Origin of the sequence: Actinophytocola sp. (assembly GCF_036378875.1) — a bacterium.
In the GTDB taxonomy this organism is placed as follows: domain Bacteria; phylum Actinomycetota; class Actinomycetes; order Mycobacteriales; family Pseudonocardiaceae; genus Actinophytocola.
In genome coordinates this window covers 17,341-32,718 of the sequence record NZ_DASUVO010000064.1, presented here as the reverse complement: position 1 = coordinate 32,718, position 15,378 = coordinate 17,341, and the positions used below count along the sequence as shown (strand labels likewise).

Sequence of the window (15,378 nt, the reverse complement as noted above, 5' to 3'; positions counted from 1 at the left end):
GTCTGGACGGTCAACGCCCGTTGACGGCGTCGCTCTCCTTCGGGTGGGTGGATGGCAACGCGGCAAGTAGGGACTGTGTGTAGGAGTGCTGGGGGTCGTTCAGCACCTCGTCCACCGGCCCCACCTCGACGAGCTCGCCCTGGTACATCACCGCGACGCGGTCGGCGATGTTCCACGCCAGTCCCAGGTCGTGGGTGATCACCAGCGCGGCCAGGCCCAGGTTGGCGCGCAGGCGCAGCAGCAGGGCCAGGATCTCGCCGCGCACCGAGGCGTCCAGGGACGCCACCGGCTCGTCGGCCACCAGGAGTTTCGGCTCCAGGGCCAGCGCGCCCGCGATGACCACCCGCTGCCGCTGACCGCCGGACAGCTGGTGAGGTAACAACGGCATGAATTCTTCCGGCGGCCGCAGTTCCGCGGCGTCCAGCGCCGCCGCGACCTGGGCCCGTTCGTCGCCCGGGACACGGTGGATGCGCAGGCCCTCGGCGATCGACTCGTACACCGAGTGTCGGGGGTTGAGCGCGCTCGTCGGGTCCTGGAGCACCAGCTGCACCTCGCGCCGGTAGGCCTTGAGACCCTTCGACGAGCGGGGCACCGGCCGGCCGTCGTAGAGCACCTGGCCGCCCGTCGACTGCTGCAGCCCCAGGATCGTCCTGGCCAGCGTCGTCTTGCCCGAGCCGGACTGGCCCACGAGCGCGACGATCTCACCTCGCCGGACGTCCAGGTCCACGCCGGCGACCGCGTGGGTGACCCCGCGGGTCCGGAACGTCACCCGCAGGTCGGACGTCCGCAGCAGCACCTCGCCCGGGGACGGTGTCTCGTCCGGCAGTCGGCTGCTCGTCGCCGGGGCGTACCGCGACTCCGGGTCGCCGACGGTGGGAAACGCCGCGGCCAGCGTCTTGGTGTGCACATGCTTGGGGGACGCGATCACCGAGGCGGACGGGCCTTCCTCGACGAGCGACCCCTGGTACATGACCGCGAGCCGCTGGCAGGTCGACGCCAGCACCGCCAGGTCGTGGCTGATCATGACCAGCCCGATGTCCTTCTTCGCGACCAGGTCGGCCATCAATGCGAGCACCTGCGCCTGCACGATCACGTCCAGCGCCGTGGTCGGCTCGTCCGCGATCACCAGCCTCGGCTCGCACGCCAGCGCCATCGCGATCATCACACGCTGCTTCTGCCCACCGGACAGCTCGTGGGGATACGAGTCGCCCTTCTCCGGCGGCAGCTCGACCTGGCCGAGCAGCTCGTCGACCCTCGTGCGAAGAGCGGCCGCGGACAACTCGGTCTTACTGTGCAACTCGATGGGCTCGGCGATCTGGTCCCGGATCCGGCGCACCGGGTTCAGCGCGTGCATCGCGCCCTGGAAGACGATGGCCGCCGACGTCCACCGCACGGCGCGCAGGCGACCCCACTTCATGGTGGCCACGTCCTCGCCGTCGAGCAGGATCTGCCCGTCGATCTTCGCCGTCGTGGGCAGCAGCCGCAGCACCGACATGGCGAGGGTCGACTTGCCGCAGCCCGACTCCCCCGCGAGTCCCAGGGTCTCCCCCGCTTCCAGGGTCAGTGACACGTTGCGAACGGCTTCGACAGCTCGGTTGCGATAGTGGACGGACAGGTCGCGCAGTTCCAGCAGCGGCACGTCAGCCCTCCCGCAGTCGTGGATTGAGTACGGCCTCGAGCGCGCGACCGCACATGGTGAACGCCAGCACCACGACACCGATGGCGATACCCGGGGGCAGGAGATACCACCAGGCGCCGGCGATGATCGCGGAGTCCAGCCACGCGGAGCGCAGCATCGAGCCCCACGACGGCCGCATCGGGTCGGGGTCACCCAGGCCGAGGAACGACAGAGTGGACTCGGCCACGATCGCCGAGCCGACGGCGAGGGTCGTGTTCACGAAGACGAGGGGCAACACGGCCGGCAGCACGTGCTTGGTGATCACGTGCAGGTGACCGCCGCCCAGCGCCTTCGCTCGTTCGATGTACGGCCTGGCCTCGATCGTGAGTGTCTGCGCCCGCACGAGCCGCGCGGCGGCCGGCCAGGACGTCAGCCCGATCGCCAGGATGATCGTGCCCATGCCCCGCTCGAGCACCGTCGACAGCGCGATCGCCAGCACCAGCGACGGCAGCACCAGGAAGAAGTCGGTGATCCGCATGAGGCCGGCCGACACCCACCGGCCGAAGTGCGCGGCCAGGATGCCGATGATCGTGCCGATCGCGACCGACAGCAGTGTCGCGATGAGTCCGACGGACAGCGAGACCCGCGCGCTCCACAAGGTCAGCAGCAGCACCGACCGGCCGGGCCGGTCGGTGCCGAGCCAGAACTCTCCGCTCGGCGCCTCCAGTCGGTCGCCGGTGGCCTTCGTGACGTCCAGACCTGTCCGGTCGGTGATCACCGGCGCCAGCACCGCCAGCAACACGATCACCACCAGCAGGCCGAGCCCCACGAGCCCGGACTTCTGCTTGGCGAACTCGCGCCAGCCGGCGGCGAACGCGACACCACGACGGTGCCAGGCGAGCGCCCGCGGTGATGGCGTTCTCATGAGGCACGCACCCTCGGGTCGAGCACGCGGTAGAGAAAGTCCGCGAGCGTGTTCATGAAGATCACCGCGCCGGCCAGCACCACGAAGGTGCCCTGCAGCAGCGGCAGGTCACCGACTCGCAGGGCGTCGTAGGTCAGCAACCCGAGACCGGGCCACGAGAACACGGTCTCCACGCTGATCGCACCCGCGATGACCATCCCGAGGTGCAGGAACACCAGCGTCACCGTCGGCAGCAGCGCGTTCGGCACCGCGTGCCGACGACGCACCACGTCGTCGCGCAACCCCTTGGCCCGCGCGGTGGTCAGGTAGTCCGCGCCCGCCTCCTCGATCAGCGACGACCGCATCACCAACTGGTACTGGGCATACGTGACCGCCACCAGTGTGATGGTCGGCAGCACCATGTGGTGGGCGATGTCCAGTGCCTGGGAGAAGAAGTCGTCCGGCGTGTCGGTGTAGACGATCCCGGCGGTCGGGAAGAGTCCGGTGGTGGCTGCCATCAGCAGCATGCCGAGCCAGAACGTCGGCGTCGACCACAGCGTCAGCGCCACCCCGGTGGAGACCCGGTCGAACCGGCTCCCCCGCCGCCATCCCGACCGGGTGCCCAGCCACAGCCCGAGCGCCACCGCGATCACAGTGGACACTCCGACCAGCAGCACCGTTGGCCACAACCGCTCCCCGATCTTCTGGAGCACCGGCACGTTGTAGAAGTACGAGTCACCCATGTCGCCGTGCAGAAGGCCGCCGAGGTACTTCCAGAACTGCTGCCACAGCGGCAGGTCCAGTCCCAGCTTGTGCTCGAGCCGCGCCATCATCTCCGGGGTCGCCGGCCGGCCGCGGGTCATGGTCTGCACCGGGTCGCCCGGCAGTGCCCGGAACAGCAGGAACCCCAGCACGATCACCATGGCGAAGCTGAGGAGTGCGCCACCGATCTTCGTCAGCACATAACGGACGGCTCCGCCACCACGGGTGGGTGGCGGAGCCTCCGCCAGTACCTCCTCAGTCGGATTGAGGATGTCGGTCACTGGCTACTCGCGATCGTCGGCCGTCTTGCGCCGGTTCCGCGTGACCAGCAACCCACCGACCAGCAGCAGGACCACGACACCGCCGACGATGCCCAGGATCAGCCCCGTGTTGGAGCTGTCCGACGCCGCCGCCTCGGTCGTGTCCGCACCGCTGGCGGTGTTCTCACCGTTCGCCCCGAACACCGGCACCGGGCCCTGACCAGCGGGAGTAGCGCCGTAGTAGCCCCAGTAGCCCTGCTGGTTCATGATCACGCCCTTGGCGGGCTGAAGCGGGAAGCCCTCGAACGCGCTCTTGTTGTACGCCTCGAGCGCGTTCTCGTAGCCCAGGATCACCAGCGGGACCTGGTCGTAGATCCGCGCCTGCATCTTCTTGACGATGTCGGCGCGCTTGGCCGGGTCGAGCTCCGACAACTGCTTGGCGTAGAGGTCGTCGTAGGTCTTGTCACAGAAGAACGAGTCCGGCGTGCCGCCCTTGCCCTCCGCGTTCGGGCGGTTGGCGCAGGTCTGCAGCGACAGGATGTAGTCCGGGTCGGGGTTGGCGTTCCAGCCGGAGAACGCGAGGTCGAACTCGCCGCGGGTGGTCGCCTCGTTGATCTGCGTGTCCGACATCGGCACCAGCGTGATGTTGATGCCCACCTCGGCGAGCCAGCCCTTGATGAACGGGCCCGCGTTCTCGTCGACGACGTTCTCCGCGTGCGCCAGCAGGCGCAGGTTGAGCGGCTTGCCTTCCTTGTCGAGCCGGATGCCGTCCTGGCCCTTCTTGTAGCCGGCCGCGTCCAGTGCCTTGTTGGCGGCGTCGAGGTCGAACTCACGCTTCTTGTCCGCGGACGGCGCCCACTTGTAGTCCTTGAACGCCGGCGGGATGTAACCGGCGGCCTCCGTGGCGTAGCCGCCCCACACCTTGTCGACCAGCGTCTTGGAGTCGATGGCCTGCGCGATCGCCTGCCGCAGCTTGACGTCCTTCAGCGCCGGGTTCCCGTCACCGATCGGCGTGCCGTCGTTGGTCGCCGCACCCGAATTGAGCACGATCTCGTTGAACCGCCGGTTCTGCGCGTTGTTCAGCGCGACCTCGGGGTTGTTCTTCAGCGCGTCGAACTGGGTCGGGGTGAGGCGGTTGACCAGGTCCACCTGTCCGCTCTGCAACGCCGTCACCGCGGCATCGGAGTTGCGGTAGTAGATGAAGTGGACCTCGTCGACCTTGGGAGCTCCGCGCCAGTAGTTCTCGTTGGCCTTCATCTTGGTGTACTGGGCTTCCTTGAAGTCGGTCACGTAGTACGGACCGCTGCCCACCATCGGGAACGCCGGCTCGGCGCCGATGTCGGTCACCTTGGACCAGATGTGCTCCGGCACGATGGGGACGTCGAGCCCCAGCATCGTCGACTGCGGCACCTTCGTCTTGACCACCAGAGTGTTGTCGTCCGGCGCCTCGACCGATTCGAACTGCGCGACATAGCTGCCGTTGGCGGTGGCAGCGGTCTCGTCGTCCATCATCTTCTTGAACGTGAACGCCGCGTCCTTGGCGGTCAACGGCTTGCCGTCCGACCACTTCACACCCTTGCGGATCGTGAACGTCCACGTGAGATTGTCCGAAGAGGTCTCCCACTTCTCTGCGAGACTCGGCTCCACCGAATAGTCCTGCTGGCTGTAGACCGTCAGGTAGTCAAAGTTGGCGCGCAGGATGTCCGTACCCGTTCGGGTGATCGAGATGAACGGGTTGAGCGAGTCGACCTCCTGGGTGACCCCGATCCGGAGGATCTTGCCGTCCTGGCCACTGGCCGCCGCGTTGCTTGGCACCATCACAGGTGCTGTGATCAGCGCAGACGCCAATACTGTGACACCGAGCGCTCGGCGCTTCGATCCCACGTTGATCACCTCTCCCTCGTAAGTTGAGAGGAAGTAACCACTTATGGGCGGTTGAAGTCAATCTGTGTCGGGAACCTGTGCCAAGCCGTAACGTGTGCGCCGTGCGGATCATGATCTCAGCCGACATGGAAGGCGCCACCGGAGTCACCTGGACGGCGGACGTGCAGGTAGGGACCGAGCAGTGGCAACGTTTCCGAAACATGTTCACCAGTGACGTGAACGCGTGCGTCGCCGGGTTGTACGGCGGCGGCGCCACCGACGTCCTCGTCAACGAGGCCCACTCCAGCCAGCGCAACATCCTCCTCGAGGACCTCGACACGCGGGCCCGTATGCTCACCGGAAGGCACAAGCCGCTGTCGATGATGCAGGGCATCGACTCGGGCGTGGACGGAGTGGTGTTTCTTGGCTACCACACCGGCGCGGGTGTCGAAGGCGTGCTCTCGCACACCTACCTGCCCAACCAAATAACCGGTGTGTGGCTCGACGGCGTCCACGCGAGCGAGGGCCGGCTCAACGCGGCACTCGCCGCCGAGCACGGCGTGCCAGTACTTCTCGTCACCGGTGACGACCTGACCTGCGAAGATGCCAACGACTACGTCCCGGAGGCGAGCACCGTGGCGGTCAAGGAGTGTGTGAGCCGGTACGCGGCGATCTGCCGGCCGCCTTCGGTGACCGCGACGGCCATCGAGGACGCGGCCCAGTCGGCCATGACGCGGGCGGGACGTTTCAACGGGACGATCACCGGGCACCGTATCGAGGTCGAGTTCGACGCCGCGCACCTCGCCGCGGCGGCCGCCGTCGTGCCGACGGTCGAGCAACTCGACGTGCGGCGAGTCGGGTTCGACGCCGCGACCATGACCGACGCGATGAAGGCGTTCAAGGTGGTCACAGCCATCGCCAGCGGCGCCGTGGAAGGAAGCTATGGGTGAGCTCGCGGTCGAGGAACTGTGCGCGGAACTGATCAGGTTCGACACCACCAACCTCGGCGACGGTGAGTCGCTGCTCGGGGAACGAGCGATCGCCGAGTACGTGGCCGAGCACCTGACCGACTTCGGGTACGCGCCGCGACTGCTCGAACGCTCCCCCGGCCGATCCAACGTCGTGACACGGGTCGCCGGCGCCGACCAGTCGCTCCCGCCGCTGCTCGTACACGCCCACCTCGACGTCGTACCGGCCGACCCCGCCGAATGGTCCGTCCCGCCGTTCGCCGGAGAGATCCGCAACGGCTTCGTGTGGGGCCGCGGCGCCGTCGACATGAAGGACATGTGCTCGACGATCCTGGCCACGCTGTCCCGCTGGTCGGTGGAAGGCAGGATCCCCCGCCGGGACATCGTCATCGCGTTCGTCGCCGACGAGGAGGACCGCGGCGAGTGGGGCGCCCACTGGCTGGTCGACGAGCACCCCGCACTGTTCGACGGCTGCGCGGCCGCGATCAGCGAGTCCGGCGGCTACACGATCCGCGCGACACACTCCGACGGCACCCCGGTCCGCCTGTACCCGGTCGCGACCGCCGAACGCGGCACCTCCCACCTGCGACTCACCGCCACGGGCCGCGCCGGACACGGCTCCCGCCGCAACGACGACAACGCCGTCACCCACCTGGTGCACGCCCTCTCCGAACTGGCCGCCCACCGCTGGCCCGTCCACCTGACACCCGCCGTCCGCGCTTTCCTGGACAAGGCCGGCCCAGCACTGGGCATCGAGGTCGACCTCGACGACATGGACGAGACCCTGCGCCGGCTCGGCACCGCCGCGAAGATCATCGAAAACACCGTCCGCAACAGCACCACCCCGACCGTGCTCACCGCCGGCTACAAGGTCAACGTGATCCCCGGGACGGCGTCCGCGCTGGTCGACACCCGAGTCTTACCGGGCACCGAGGACGAGTTGATGGCGGAGATCGACCGGCTCATCGGCCCGAGGGTGCGACGCGAGTTCGTCCAGCACCAGCCCGCGGTAGAGGCACCGGTCGAGTCGCCGTGGTTCGACGCCATGGCGGCCTCATTGCGTGCCTTCGACCCGGAGGCGGTAGTGGTGCCGTTCTGCATGGGCGGCGGCACGGACGCGAAGGCCTTCGCCCGCCTGGGCATCAACTGCTTCGGCTTCGCCCCGCTGTACCTGCCGGAGGGCTTCGACCACCGCCTCATGGCCCACGGTGTGGACGAACGCGTGCCGATCGAGGGCCTCCGGTTCGGAGTGAACGTACTGGACCGGTTCCTCTCTACCTGCTAAGGCGGTCACCATGACCGCCGGACAGCACGGTGACCCCTCCCCTTCTCTGCTTCTTTACGCCAGTGAGGCACGTCCGCCCACGCCCACGGTCCTCGACGAAAAATCGGACATCAATATAGTGAATTGAAGATTTCTGTGACGAGCTTGGGGGAGTGGACTTGCCAGGCTGGGTTGGTTGATGGCGCTGAGCCGAATGGATTCGACGAAAGGAACGGAGTGGGTCACGCCGAAGCCATACGGCCGTCTTGGTGGCCACGTCGCCGCTGCTGCCGAGCGCAGACGCGCCTCAGCGCGGCGAGCCCTGAGAGGGGCAGGACCTACTGCGGGCGCGTCACCGTTGGGTTCGGTAGTGGTACGTGCTGACCTGCGCGTACCCGTGGCGCGCGTACAGCTGCTGGGCCGCGGCGTTCTCGGCGAGTACGTGCAGCCAGGTTCGGGTCACGCCGCGCTCGCGGCCGGCGGCGTGCAGGCCGGCCAGTACCGCGGCACCGAGCCCGCGACGGCGCACGTCGGCACGCACGGCCATGCAGTACACGCCACCCCACTCGCCGACGAGCGCCAGCCGCCCGACCGCCGCCGCCCCGTACTCGTCGTTGATCGTGGCGTAGAGGGCCGGCCCGCCGGTGAGGATCTTCACCGCGAGTGAGAGCGCGTCGGCGTCACCTCGTCCGTCGACGGCCCACCAGAGGTCGAGCCAGTCCTGGTCAGGCGCCTCGGCGACGGCCACCCCGGCCGGACGGGTCACCCCGTCGATCTTGGCTGTCTGGATCGAGGTCGGCGAGCCGGTCTCGTAGCCGCGCTCGGCCAGCACCCGGTCGAGCGTGCCAGGCTCGCTGTCCGGACCGAGCTGGAAGATCGCGGGTAGCCCGCGGTCGGCGTACAACGCCTCGACGCGGGTCAGAGCACGGTCCAGGTCGACAGGGGCGGCAAGCGGCAGAACCGAGTTGGCCCGCTGCGTCACCCCACCGGAGAACCGGGCAAGCCATCCGTCCACGGGTACTTCCTCCAGCGCGGGCCACGCGGCACGCATCAGCTGATCGATCACAACGCCAGGATAATCATGCGATCAACCGAATAGTCATTCATCCTCGTTGTCCTTGCCCTCACCTCGGCGGCGCAGGTAATCGAACCCGGGGATGCCCAGGATGGCCTGGCGCACGTCCTTCACGACGTCCAGCAGCTCGTGGATGTCGGGGCCGACGCGGTTGAGGGTGTTCAGTATCGGCAGCAGGTCGTCGTTGAGGTGCTGCGCCAGCCGCGGCAGCTCGTCGACCAGCCTGATCGCCGCCTGCACCTCGTGCGCGCTGAACTCCTCGACGAACTCGATCATTGGGCGGGTCGCGGCAACTTGTTCCTCGGCCGCCGCGGTCACCCGCTGGGCGTGCGCCACCGCCTGTTCGGCACCGGCGATCGCCCGTTCCGTGCCGCGCACCAGCTCGTTCGCGCGGGCGACCACCGACTCGGCCCCGCTCAACAACGCCACGACACGGCCGGGCACGGAAGCGGCGGTGGCAACGGTGTTCGCCGTCCACCGGATGACGTCGGTCGGCCGCGGTACAGGTATCGACATGCCTCCATTCCACCCGACGCCGGGCCCTCATGGGTGGTTATGAGACCGCGGCCGTGTCCGCGAACTGCGTCCGGTACAGCTCCTCGTACCTCCCGCCGGCGGCCAGTAGCGACTCGTGGGTGCCCCGCTCCACGATCCGGCCGTCCTCCACGACCAGGATCAGGTCCGCCGCCCGCACGGTCGACAGCCGGTGCGCGATCACCAGCGCGGTCCGGCCCGACAGCGCTTCGACGAGCGCTTCCTGCACCGCTGCCTCGGACGTCGAGTCCAGGTGTGCGGTCGCCTCGTCCAGGATCACGAGCCGCGGCTTCGCCAGCAGCAGCCGGGCGATCGTCAGCCGCTGCCGCTCGCCGCCCGAGAGCCGGTAGCCCCGCTCCCCCACGATCGTGTCCAACCCGTCCGGCAGCGACCGGACCAGGGTGTCCAGGCGGGCCCGGGTCAGCACCTCCCAGAGATCCGCCTCGGCAGCACCAGGCGCGGCGAACAGCAGGTTCGACCGCACCGACTCGTGGAAGAGGTGCCCGTCCTGCGTGACCGTGCCCGTCGCCTCCCGCAGCGACGCGAACGACACGTCCCGCACGTCCGTCCCCGCGAGGCGGATGGCGCCCGAGTCCACGTCGTAGAGCCGGGGCACCAGGGACGCGATCGTCGACTTCCCCGCGCCCGACGAGCCGACGAGCGCGACCAGTTGTCCCGCCTCCACCCGGAAGGACACGTCGTGCAGCACCTCGACGCCGCCCCGTGTGTCGAGCTTCGCCACCTCCTCCAGCGAGGCCAGTGACACCGCGGACGCCGAGGGGTAGGCGAACGACACCTTGTCGAACTCCACCGATACCGGCCCGTCGGGCACCGTCCCCGCGTCTGGTTTCTCCGCGATCAGCGGTTTCAGGTCGAGCACCTCGAACACCCGCTCGAACGCCACCAGCGCGCTCATCACCTCGACTCGCGCACTGGCCAGAGCCGTCAGTGGCGCGTACAGCCTGGTGAGCAGGAACGCCAGCGACACCACCGCACCCGGCTCGAGCGTGCCGGCGAACGCGAACCAGCCGCCGACGCCGTACACGAGCGCCAGCGCGAGTGCTGACACCAGCGTCAACGCGGTCACGAACACGGACTGCGCCATCGCCGTGCGCACCCCGATGTCGGCCACCCGCCGCGCCCGCGCGGCGAACTCCGCCGACTCGTCCGCCGGCCGGCCGAACAGCTTCACCAGCGTCGCGCCAGGCGCGGAGAACCGCTCGGTCATCTGCGTGCTCATCATCGAGTTGTGGTTGGCGGCCTCCCGCTCCAGCTTGGCCAGCCGCGCCCCCATCCGCCGGGCCGGCACGACGAACACGGGTAGCAGCACCAGCGCCATCAGTGTGATCTGCCACGACACGCCGATCATGACGGCCAGCGTCAGCACCAGCATCACCACGTTCGACAGCACCCCGGACAGGGTGGAGGAGAACGCGTGCTGTGCGCTCACCACGTCGTTGTTCAGCCGCGAGACGAGCGCGCCGGTGCGGGTACGCATGAAGAACGCGACCGGCATCTTCTGGACGTGGTCGAACACCGCCGTGCGCAGGTCGAGGATCAGCCCCTCACCGATCCGCGCCGACAGCCACCGCGAGACCAGCCCCAGCGCCGCCTCCGCGACGGCGATGACCGCGATCAGCACGGCGAACACCACGACCAGGCGCAGCGACGATCTCGCCACGATCGCGTCCACGACCCAGCCGGCGAGCACCGGCGTCGCCACCGCCAGGACCGCGGTCACCACGCTGAGCATGAGGAACCACGCGAGCATACGTCTGTGCCGCCGGGCGAACCGGCCGATACGGCGTAACGTCGCCACCGAGAACGGGCGGCGGTCGTCCGTCGCGTTCATCGTGTTGTACAGCGACATCCACGCTGTGGTCTCCATGTCCATGACGGCCACCCTCGCACGACCCACCGACAGTTTCGGTAGCCGACGCTAGGAGTTCCACCAAAGTGGAGGTCAAGAGGTACGCGGGACGCCAACCGGGTTGAAGGCGGGCACCAGTCCGGATCCCCACACGGCCGCCACCGCGGGCGCGAGGACCTCGACCACCTCGTCCACCGGCACCGTGGACAGGCCGCCGTGCCAGGCGAGGGAGTCGGTCGTCTCCTCGATGCCCGCCAGCAGCGCGGTGCCGTCGGCGGTGAGGCCGCCCTCCTCCAGCAGGCCTCGTTCGAGCAGCGACGACCGTGCCGAGGCCCACTGGTCCACCGACCAGCCGCGTACCTGCCGCATCGTCTCCGCGTCCAGACCCTTCGGGGCCAGCTGCAGCTGCACCGCGTCCAGGCCGGACAGCCCGGCCGCCGTCAGCGCCGCGACATGGCCGTCGCCGCGGTGTTCCCGCAGCGTGGTGGTGATCTGCCACAGCGCTCCGACCGGGTCGTCGGGCAGCGGCAGCGCGGCGTTGGCCGCGCCGAGGGGGCGGCCGGTCGTGGCGAGATCCAGCGGCGAGAGCAGCGACACGGCGGTCGCGCACGCGTCCGCCAAGACCCCGACCGTCCGCATCGCGTCGGCGGCCACCGTGGACCGCGTGGCGAGACATGTCTCGACCGAGGCCCGCGACCACGCCGACGGCAGCGAGCGCGCCACCATGCCCGGCTCGAACCCGGCGAACATCGCGACCACGGCGGGCGCCGAGACCGGTCCCAGCGGCGCTGCGCGGAACGCGAAGTAGGTGTCCCAGTAGCCGCGCAGCCCGATCGCCTTGCCGGCCTCGCGAACTTCGGGGGTGAAGTACACGAGCGCGTGCAGCGGTTCGAGGGTCGCCCAGAGTCGACGTGCGGGATGCATGACCGCATTCAATAGGATCACCGCCACGTCAGTCACCTGATCGGGGGACGGAAATTGAAGGCTCGGGGTTTCTTCTCGTCGTTCGAGAACACCGACCCGCCGCTGACCTGGGTCGACACCGGCGAACCCGACCGCGCCTCCGGCGCCACGATGAGCACCCGCGAGGGTAAGGGGCCGAAGAAGCCGGCCACCGCCAAGCGGCGCGTCGGCTTCACGGGCCTGCGTGCGCTGCGGTACGCCGGTTCGCACACGGCGCAGGGCCCGGGCAGCGTCACCAACAAGCTGTACCAGCTGGACCTGCCCATCGGTGAGGACACCGAGCTGTCCTACGTCGTGTTCCCGGAACCACGCGGCGACGACCTGCGCTTCCCGAGCACGTACGTCGCGGTCGACCTCGCGTTCTCCGACGGCACCTATCTCAGTGACCTCGGCGCGACCGACCAGCTCGGCTTCCCGCTGACCGCCCGGGGGCAGGGCGCGTCGAAGGCGCTCACCCCCAACCAGTGGAACTACCGCAGTGTCCGGCTCGGCGCGGTCGCCGAGGGCAAGGTCGCCGTCCGCGCGCTCCTCACCTACGACAACCCCGACGGTCCCGCCGAGTACGCCGGCTGGCTCGACGACATCAGGATCACGGATCGTCCCGAACCGTCGCGGCGCCGGCCCGTCGAGTACGTGGTGACCACCCGGGGCAGCGACTCCACCAAGGCGTACTCGCGCGGCAACACCGTCCCCGCCACGGCAGTCCCGCACGGCTTCACGTTCTGGACTCCCGTCACCGACGCGGGCGCGCTCGGCTGGCAGTACAGCTACCACCGGCACAACAACGACCAGAATCTGCCGGCACTGCAGGCGTTCGCCGCGAGCCACCTGCCCAGTCCGTGGATGGGTGACCGGCAGACCTTCCAGGTGCTGCCGTCCGCGGCGGCGAAGAAGCCCAGCTCGTGGCGCTGCAGGCGGCAGCTCACCTTCCGGCACGGCAACGAGAACGCCGGCCCGCACCACTACCGCGTCCGGTTCACCAGCGGCATCACGGCCGAGATCGCGCCGACCGACCACGCCGCGATCTTCCGCTTCACCTTTCCCGGCGAGGACGCGAACCTGGTCTTCGACAACATCACCCGCCACGGCCAGCTCACGATCGATCCGGTCGCCGGCGTCGTGACGGGCTGGTCCGACGTCCGCAGTGGACTGTCCGAGGGGGCCGGTCGGCTGTTCGTCTACGCCACCTTCGACCGCGCCATCTCGGCGAGCGGCCGGCTGTGGCACTGGTTCTCCCGCAAGGTCAGCGGTTACCTCAAGTTCGAGCCGGACCTCAACGGCCCGACCGTTGTCACGATGCGGGTCGCCACCTCGCTGATCAGCCTCGCGCAGGCGAAGAAGAACCTGTGGCTGGAGATCCCGGACGCCGACACGTTCGAGACCGTCCGCGACCGCGCAGCCGATGCGTGGGACTCCTTCCTCGGCCGGGTCGAGGTCGAGGGCGCGACCGAGGACCAGCTCGTCACGCTGTACTCCAACCTGTACCGGCTCTACCTCTATCCCAACCGCGGCCACGAGAACACCGGCACCGACGAGGTGCAGAACATCGCCTACGCCAGCCCGGTCGTGCCGTCGTCCAAGAAGGACAGTCCAACCCACACCGGGAAGGCCGTGCGGCCCGGAAAGATCTATGTCAACAACGGGTTCTGGGACACCTACCGGACCGTGTGGCCGGCGTACGCGCTGCTCACCCCCAACCACGCCGGCGAGCTGATCGACGGGTTCGTGCAGCAGTACCGCGACGGCGGCTGGATCGCCCGCTGGTCCTCCCCCGGCTACGCCGACCTCATGACCGGCACCAGCTCCGACGTGGCGTTCGCCGACGCCTACCTGAAGGGCGTGCGGAACTTCGACATCCAGTCCGCCTACGACGCCGCACTGCGCAACGCCACCGTCGCGCCGGACGTCAATGGCGTGGGGCGCAAGGGCATCGAGCGGTCACTCTTCCTCGGCTACACCCCCACCTCCACCGAGTACGGTCTGTCGTGGACGCTCGAGGGTGCCGTCAACGACTTCGCCATCGCCGCGATGGCCCGCGAACTCGGCGACACCGAGTTACACGAGTACTTCCTCGACCGGGCACTGCACTACGTCAACGCGTTCGACCCAGCGAACGGCTTCTTCGTGGGGCGCAAGGAGAACGGCGAACCTCGGCACGCGTCAGGAGACCTCGACCCGCGTGCGTGGGGCGGTGACTACGTCGAGACCAACGGCTGGAACACCGCGTTCAGCGTGCCGCACGACGGCGCGGGCCTCGCCGGTCTGCTCGGCGGTCGCGCCGCGCTCGCCGCCCGCCTCGACGAGTTCTTCGCCACACCGGAAACCGGACGGGCGCGGGGCGCGTACCGCCGGGTGATCCACGAGATGACCGAGGCCCGCGATGTCCGAATGGGACAGTACGGCCACAGCAACCAGCCGTCGCACCACATCATCTACATGTACGCCCACGCGGCCGCGGCCTGGCGGGTGCAGGAGAAGGTGCGGGAGGTGTTGTCCCGTCTGTACTCCGGCAGTGAGATCGGCCAGGGGTACAGCGGCGACGAGGACAACGGCGAGATGTCCGCGTGGTGGCTGTTCAGCGCGCTGGGGATCTACCCGCTCGGTGTCGGCAGCCCGACCTACGTCATCGGCTCGCCGCTGTTCCGGCGGGCGGTGGTGCGCATGGACAACGGCAACGAGCTGGTCGTCAACGCACCGAACAACAGCCGCCAGAACATCTACGTGCAAGGGCTTTCCGTGAACGGCAAGCCGTGGAACGAGGTCCACCTGCCCCATTCGGTCATCAGCCGCGGCGCCGTGCTGGACTTCCGGATGGGTCCGCGACCGTCCACCTGGGGCTGTGAGGACAACGCCCTGCCGCGTTCGGTCACACCGGACGGCGCGGTACCCCGGCCCATGCGTGACGCCGCGGTCGGCGGCCACGGCGAGGGCAGCGACGGCATCAACGTGGCTCCGCTGTTCGACGACGACAGCGGCACGCAGGTCACGTTCCGCACGGCGACACCCTGGCTCGCCTACCAACTGTCCGGCGAGGGCGCGACGGTGCGGTACTACACGTTGACGTCCGGCACACTCGGCGACGACCCGCGCTCATGGACACTGCGCGGTTCCGCCGACGGAGCACAGTGGACGGTCCTGGACTCCCGGCAGGGAGAGACTTTCCGCTGGCGCCGCCAGACCCGCCCCTTCAAGGTGGCCAACCCCGGGCTGTACCGGCGCTACCGGCTGGACATCACCGAGAACTCCGGCGGCGACACCGTGACGCTCGCCGAGGTGGAGCTGCTGACACGGTGAGGG

The 15,378-nt window shown here is 68.9% G+C and carries 11 protein-coding genes; 3 read left to right on the top strand and 8 right to left on the bottom strand.

What is annotated here, in order from left to right; translation table 11 throughout:
* Positions 1-10: 10 nt before the first annotated feature.
* Genes VF106_RS18915 through VF106_RS18900 form a run of 4 tightly spaced genes read right to left on the bottom strand, consistent with a single transcriptional unit; the run spans position 11 to position 5,362 of the window.
* Positions 11-1,639, bottom strand: coding sequence for a dipeptide ABC transporter ATP-binding protein (locus tag VF106_RS18915; protein ID WP_330841070.1), 1,629 nt, complete (start codon positions 1,637-1,639; stop codon positions 11-13).
* A 1-nt stretch (position 1,640) separates the two neighbouring features.
* Complete coding sequence (locus VF106_RS18910) at positions 1,641-2,543, bottom strand: ABC transporter permease (RefSeq protein ID WP_330841069.1); 903 nt, start codon at positions 2,541-2,543, stop codon at positions 1,641-1,643.
* Positions 2,540-3,556: an ABC transporter permease gene (locus tag VF106_RS18905; protein WP_414639017.1), complete on the bottom strand. Its 1,017-nt coding sequence runs from the start codon at positions 3,554-3,556 to the stop codon at positions 2,540-2,542. The genes VF106_RS18910 and VF106_RS18905 overlap by 4 nt, the downstream gene beginning before the upstream one ends.
* Before the next feature lie 12 nt (positions 3,557-3,568).
* On the bottom strand, positions 3,569-5,362 hold the full coding sequence (locus tag VF106_RS18900; protein WP_330841068.1) for an ABC transporter substrate-binding protein: 1,794 nt from the start codon (positions 5,360-5,362) through the stop codon (positions 3,569-3,571).
* 167 nt (positions 5,363-5,529) lie between these two features.
* Here VF106_RS18900 and VF106_RS18895 point away from each other — a divergent pair, with 167 nt between their 5' ends.
* Positions 5,530-6,357: a M55 family metallopeptidase gene (locus tag VF106_RS18895; protein ID WP_330841067.1), complete on the top strand. Its 828-nt coding sequence runs from the start codon at positions 5,530-5,532 to the stop codon at positions 6,355-6,357.
* Positions 6,350-7,660 carry a M20/M25/M40 family metallo-hydrolase gene (locus VF106_RS18890; protein WP_330841066.1) on the top strand — a complete coding sequence of 437 codons (1,311 nt, stop codon included), beginning with the start codon at positions 6,350-6,352 and terminating at the stop codon, positions 7,658-7,660. Before VF106_RS18895 ends, VF106_RS18890 begins: the two co-directional genes overlap by 8 nt.
* Before the next feature lie 331 nt (positions 7,661-7,991).
* Here VF106_RS18890 and VF106_RS18885 read toward each other — a convergent pair whose 3' ends face one another.
* The 4 genes from VF106_RS18885 to VF106_RS18870 all read right to left on the bottom strand — a co-directional run bounded on the left by VF106_RS18885 (position 7,992) and on the right by VF106_RS18870 (position 12,042).
* A complete protein-coding gene (locus tag VF106_RS18885) occupies positions 7,992-8,705 on the bottom strand; it encodes a GNAT family N-acetyltransferase (RefSeq protein WP_330841065.1) in 714 nt (237 codons plus the stop codon).
* Between the two features lie 33 nt (positions 8,706-8,738).
* Positions 8,739-9,230: a hypothetical protein gene (locus VF106_RS18880; protein WP_330841064.1), complete on the bottom strand. Its 492-nt coding sequence runs from the start codon at positions 9,228-9,230 to the stop codon at positions 8,739-8,741.
* A 37-nt stretch (positions 9,231-9,267) separates the two neighbouring features.
* Positions 9,268-11,118, bottom strand: coding sequence for an ABC transporter ATP-binding protein (locus VF106_RS18875; RefSeq protein ID WP_330841104.1), 1,851 nt, complete (start codon positions 11,116-11,118; stop codon positions 9,268-9,270).
* 93 nt (positions 11,119-11,211) lie between these two features.
* Complete coding sequence (locus VF106_RS18870) at positions 11,212-12,042, bottom strand: SCO6745 family protein (RefSeq protein ID WP_330841063.1); 831 nt, start codon at positions 12,040-12,042, stop codon at positions 11,212-11,214.
* A gap of 54 nt (positions 12,043-12,096) precedes the next feature.
* Between VF106_RS18870 and VF106_RS18865 the strand changes: the two genes are divergently transcribed.
* Positions 12,097-15,375, top strand: coding sequence for a GH92 family glycosyl hydrolase (locus VF106_RS18865; protein ID WP_330841062.1), 3,279 nt, complete (start codon positions 12,097-12,099; stop codon positions 15,373-15,375).
* Positions 15,376-15,378 lie beyond the last annotated feature (3 nt).

Excerpts from the sequence above, each read along its gene's own strand:
- VF106_RS18910 (WP_330841069.1), bottom strand. The coding sequence starts at position 2,543 with ATGAGAACGCCATCACCGCGGGCGCTCGCCTGGCACCGTCGTGGTGTC.
- VF106_RS18900 (WP_330841068.1), bottom strand. The coding sequence starts at position 5,362 with ATGGTGCCAAGCAACGCGGCGGCCAGTGGCCAGGACGGCAAGATCCTC.
- VF106_RS18890 (WP_330841066.1), top strand. The coding sequence starts at position 6,350 with ATGGGTGAGCTCGCGGTCGAGGAACTGTGCGCGGAACTGATCAGGTTC.
- VF106_RS18880 (WP_330841064.1), bottom strand. The coding sequence starts at position 9,230 with ATGTCGATACCTGTACCGCGGCCGACCGACGTCATCCGGTGGACGGCG.
- VF106_RS18875 (WP_330841104.1), bottom strand. The coding sequence starts at position 11,118 with ATGTCGCTGTACAACACGATGAACGCGACGGACGACCGCCGCCCGTTC.
- VF106_RS18870 (WP_330841063.1), bottom strand. The coding sequence starts at position 12,042 with ATGCATCCCGCACGTCGACTCTGGGCGACCCTCGAACCGCTGCACGCG.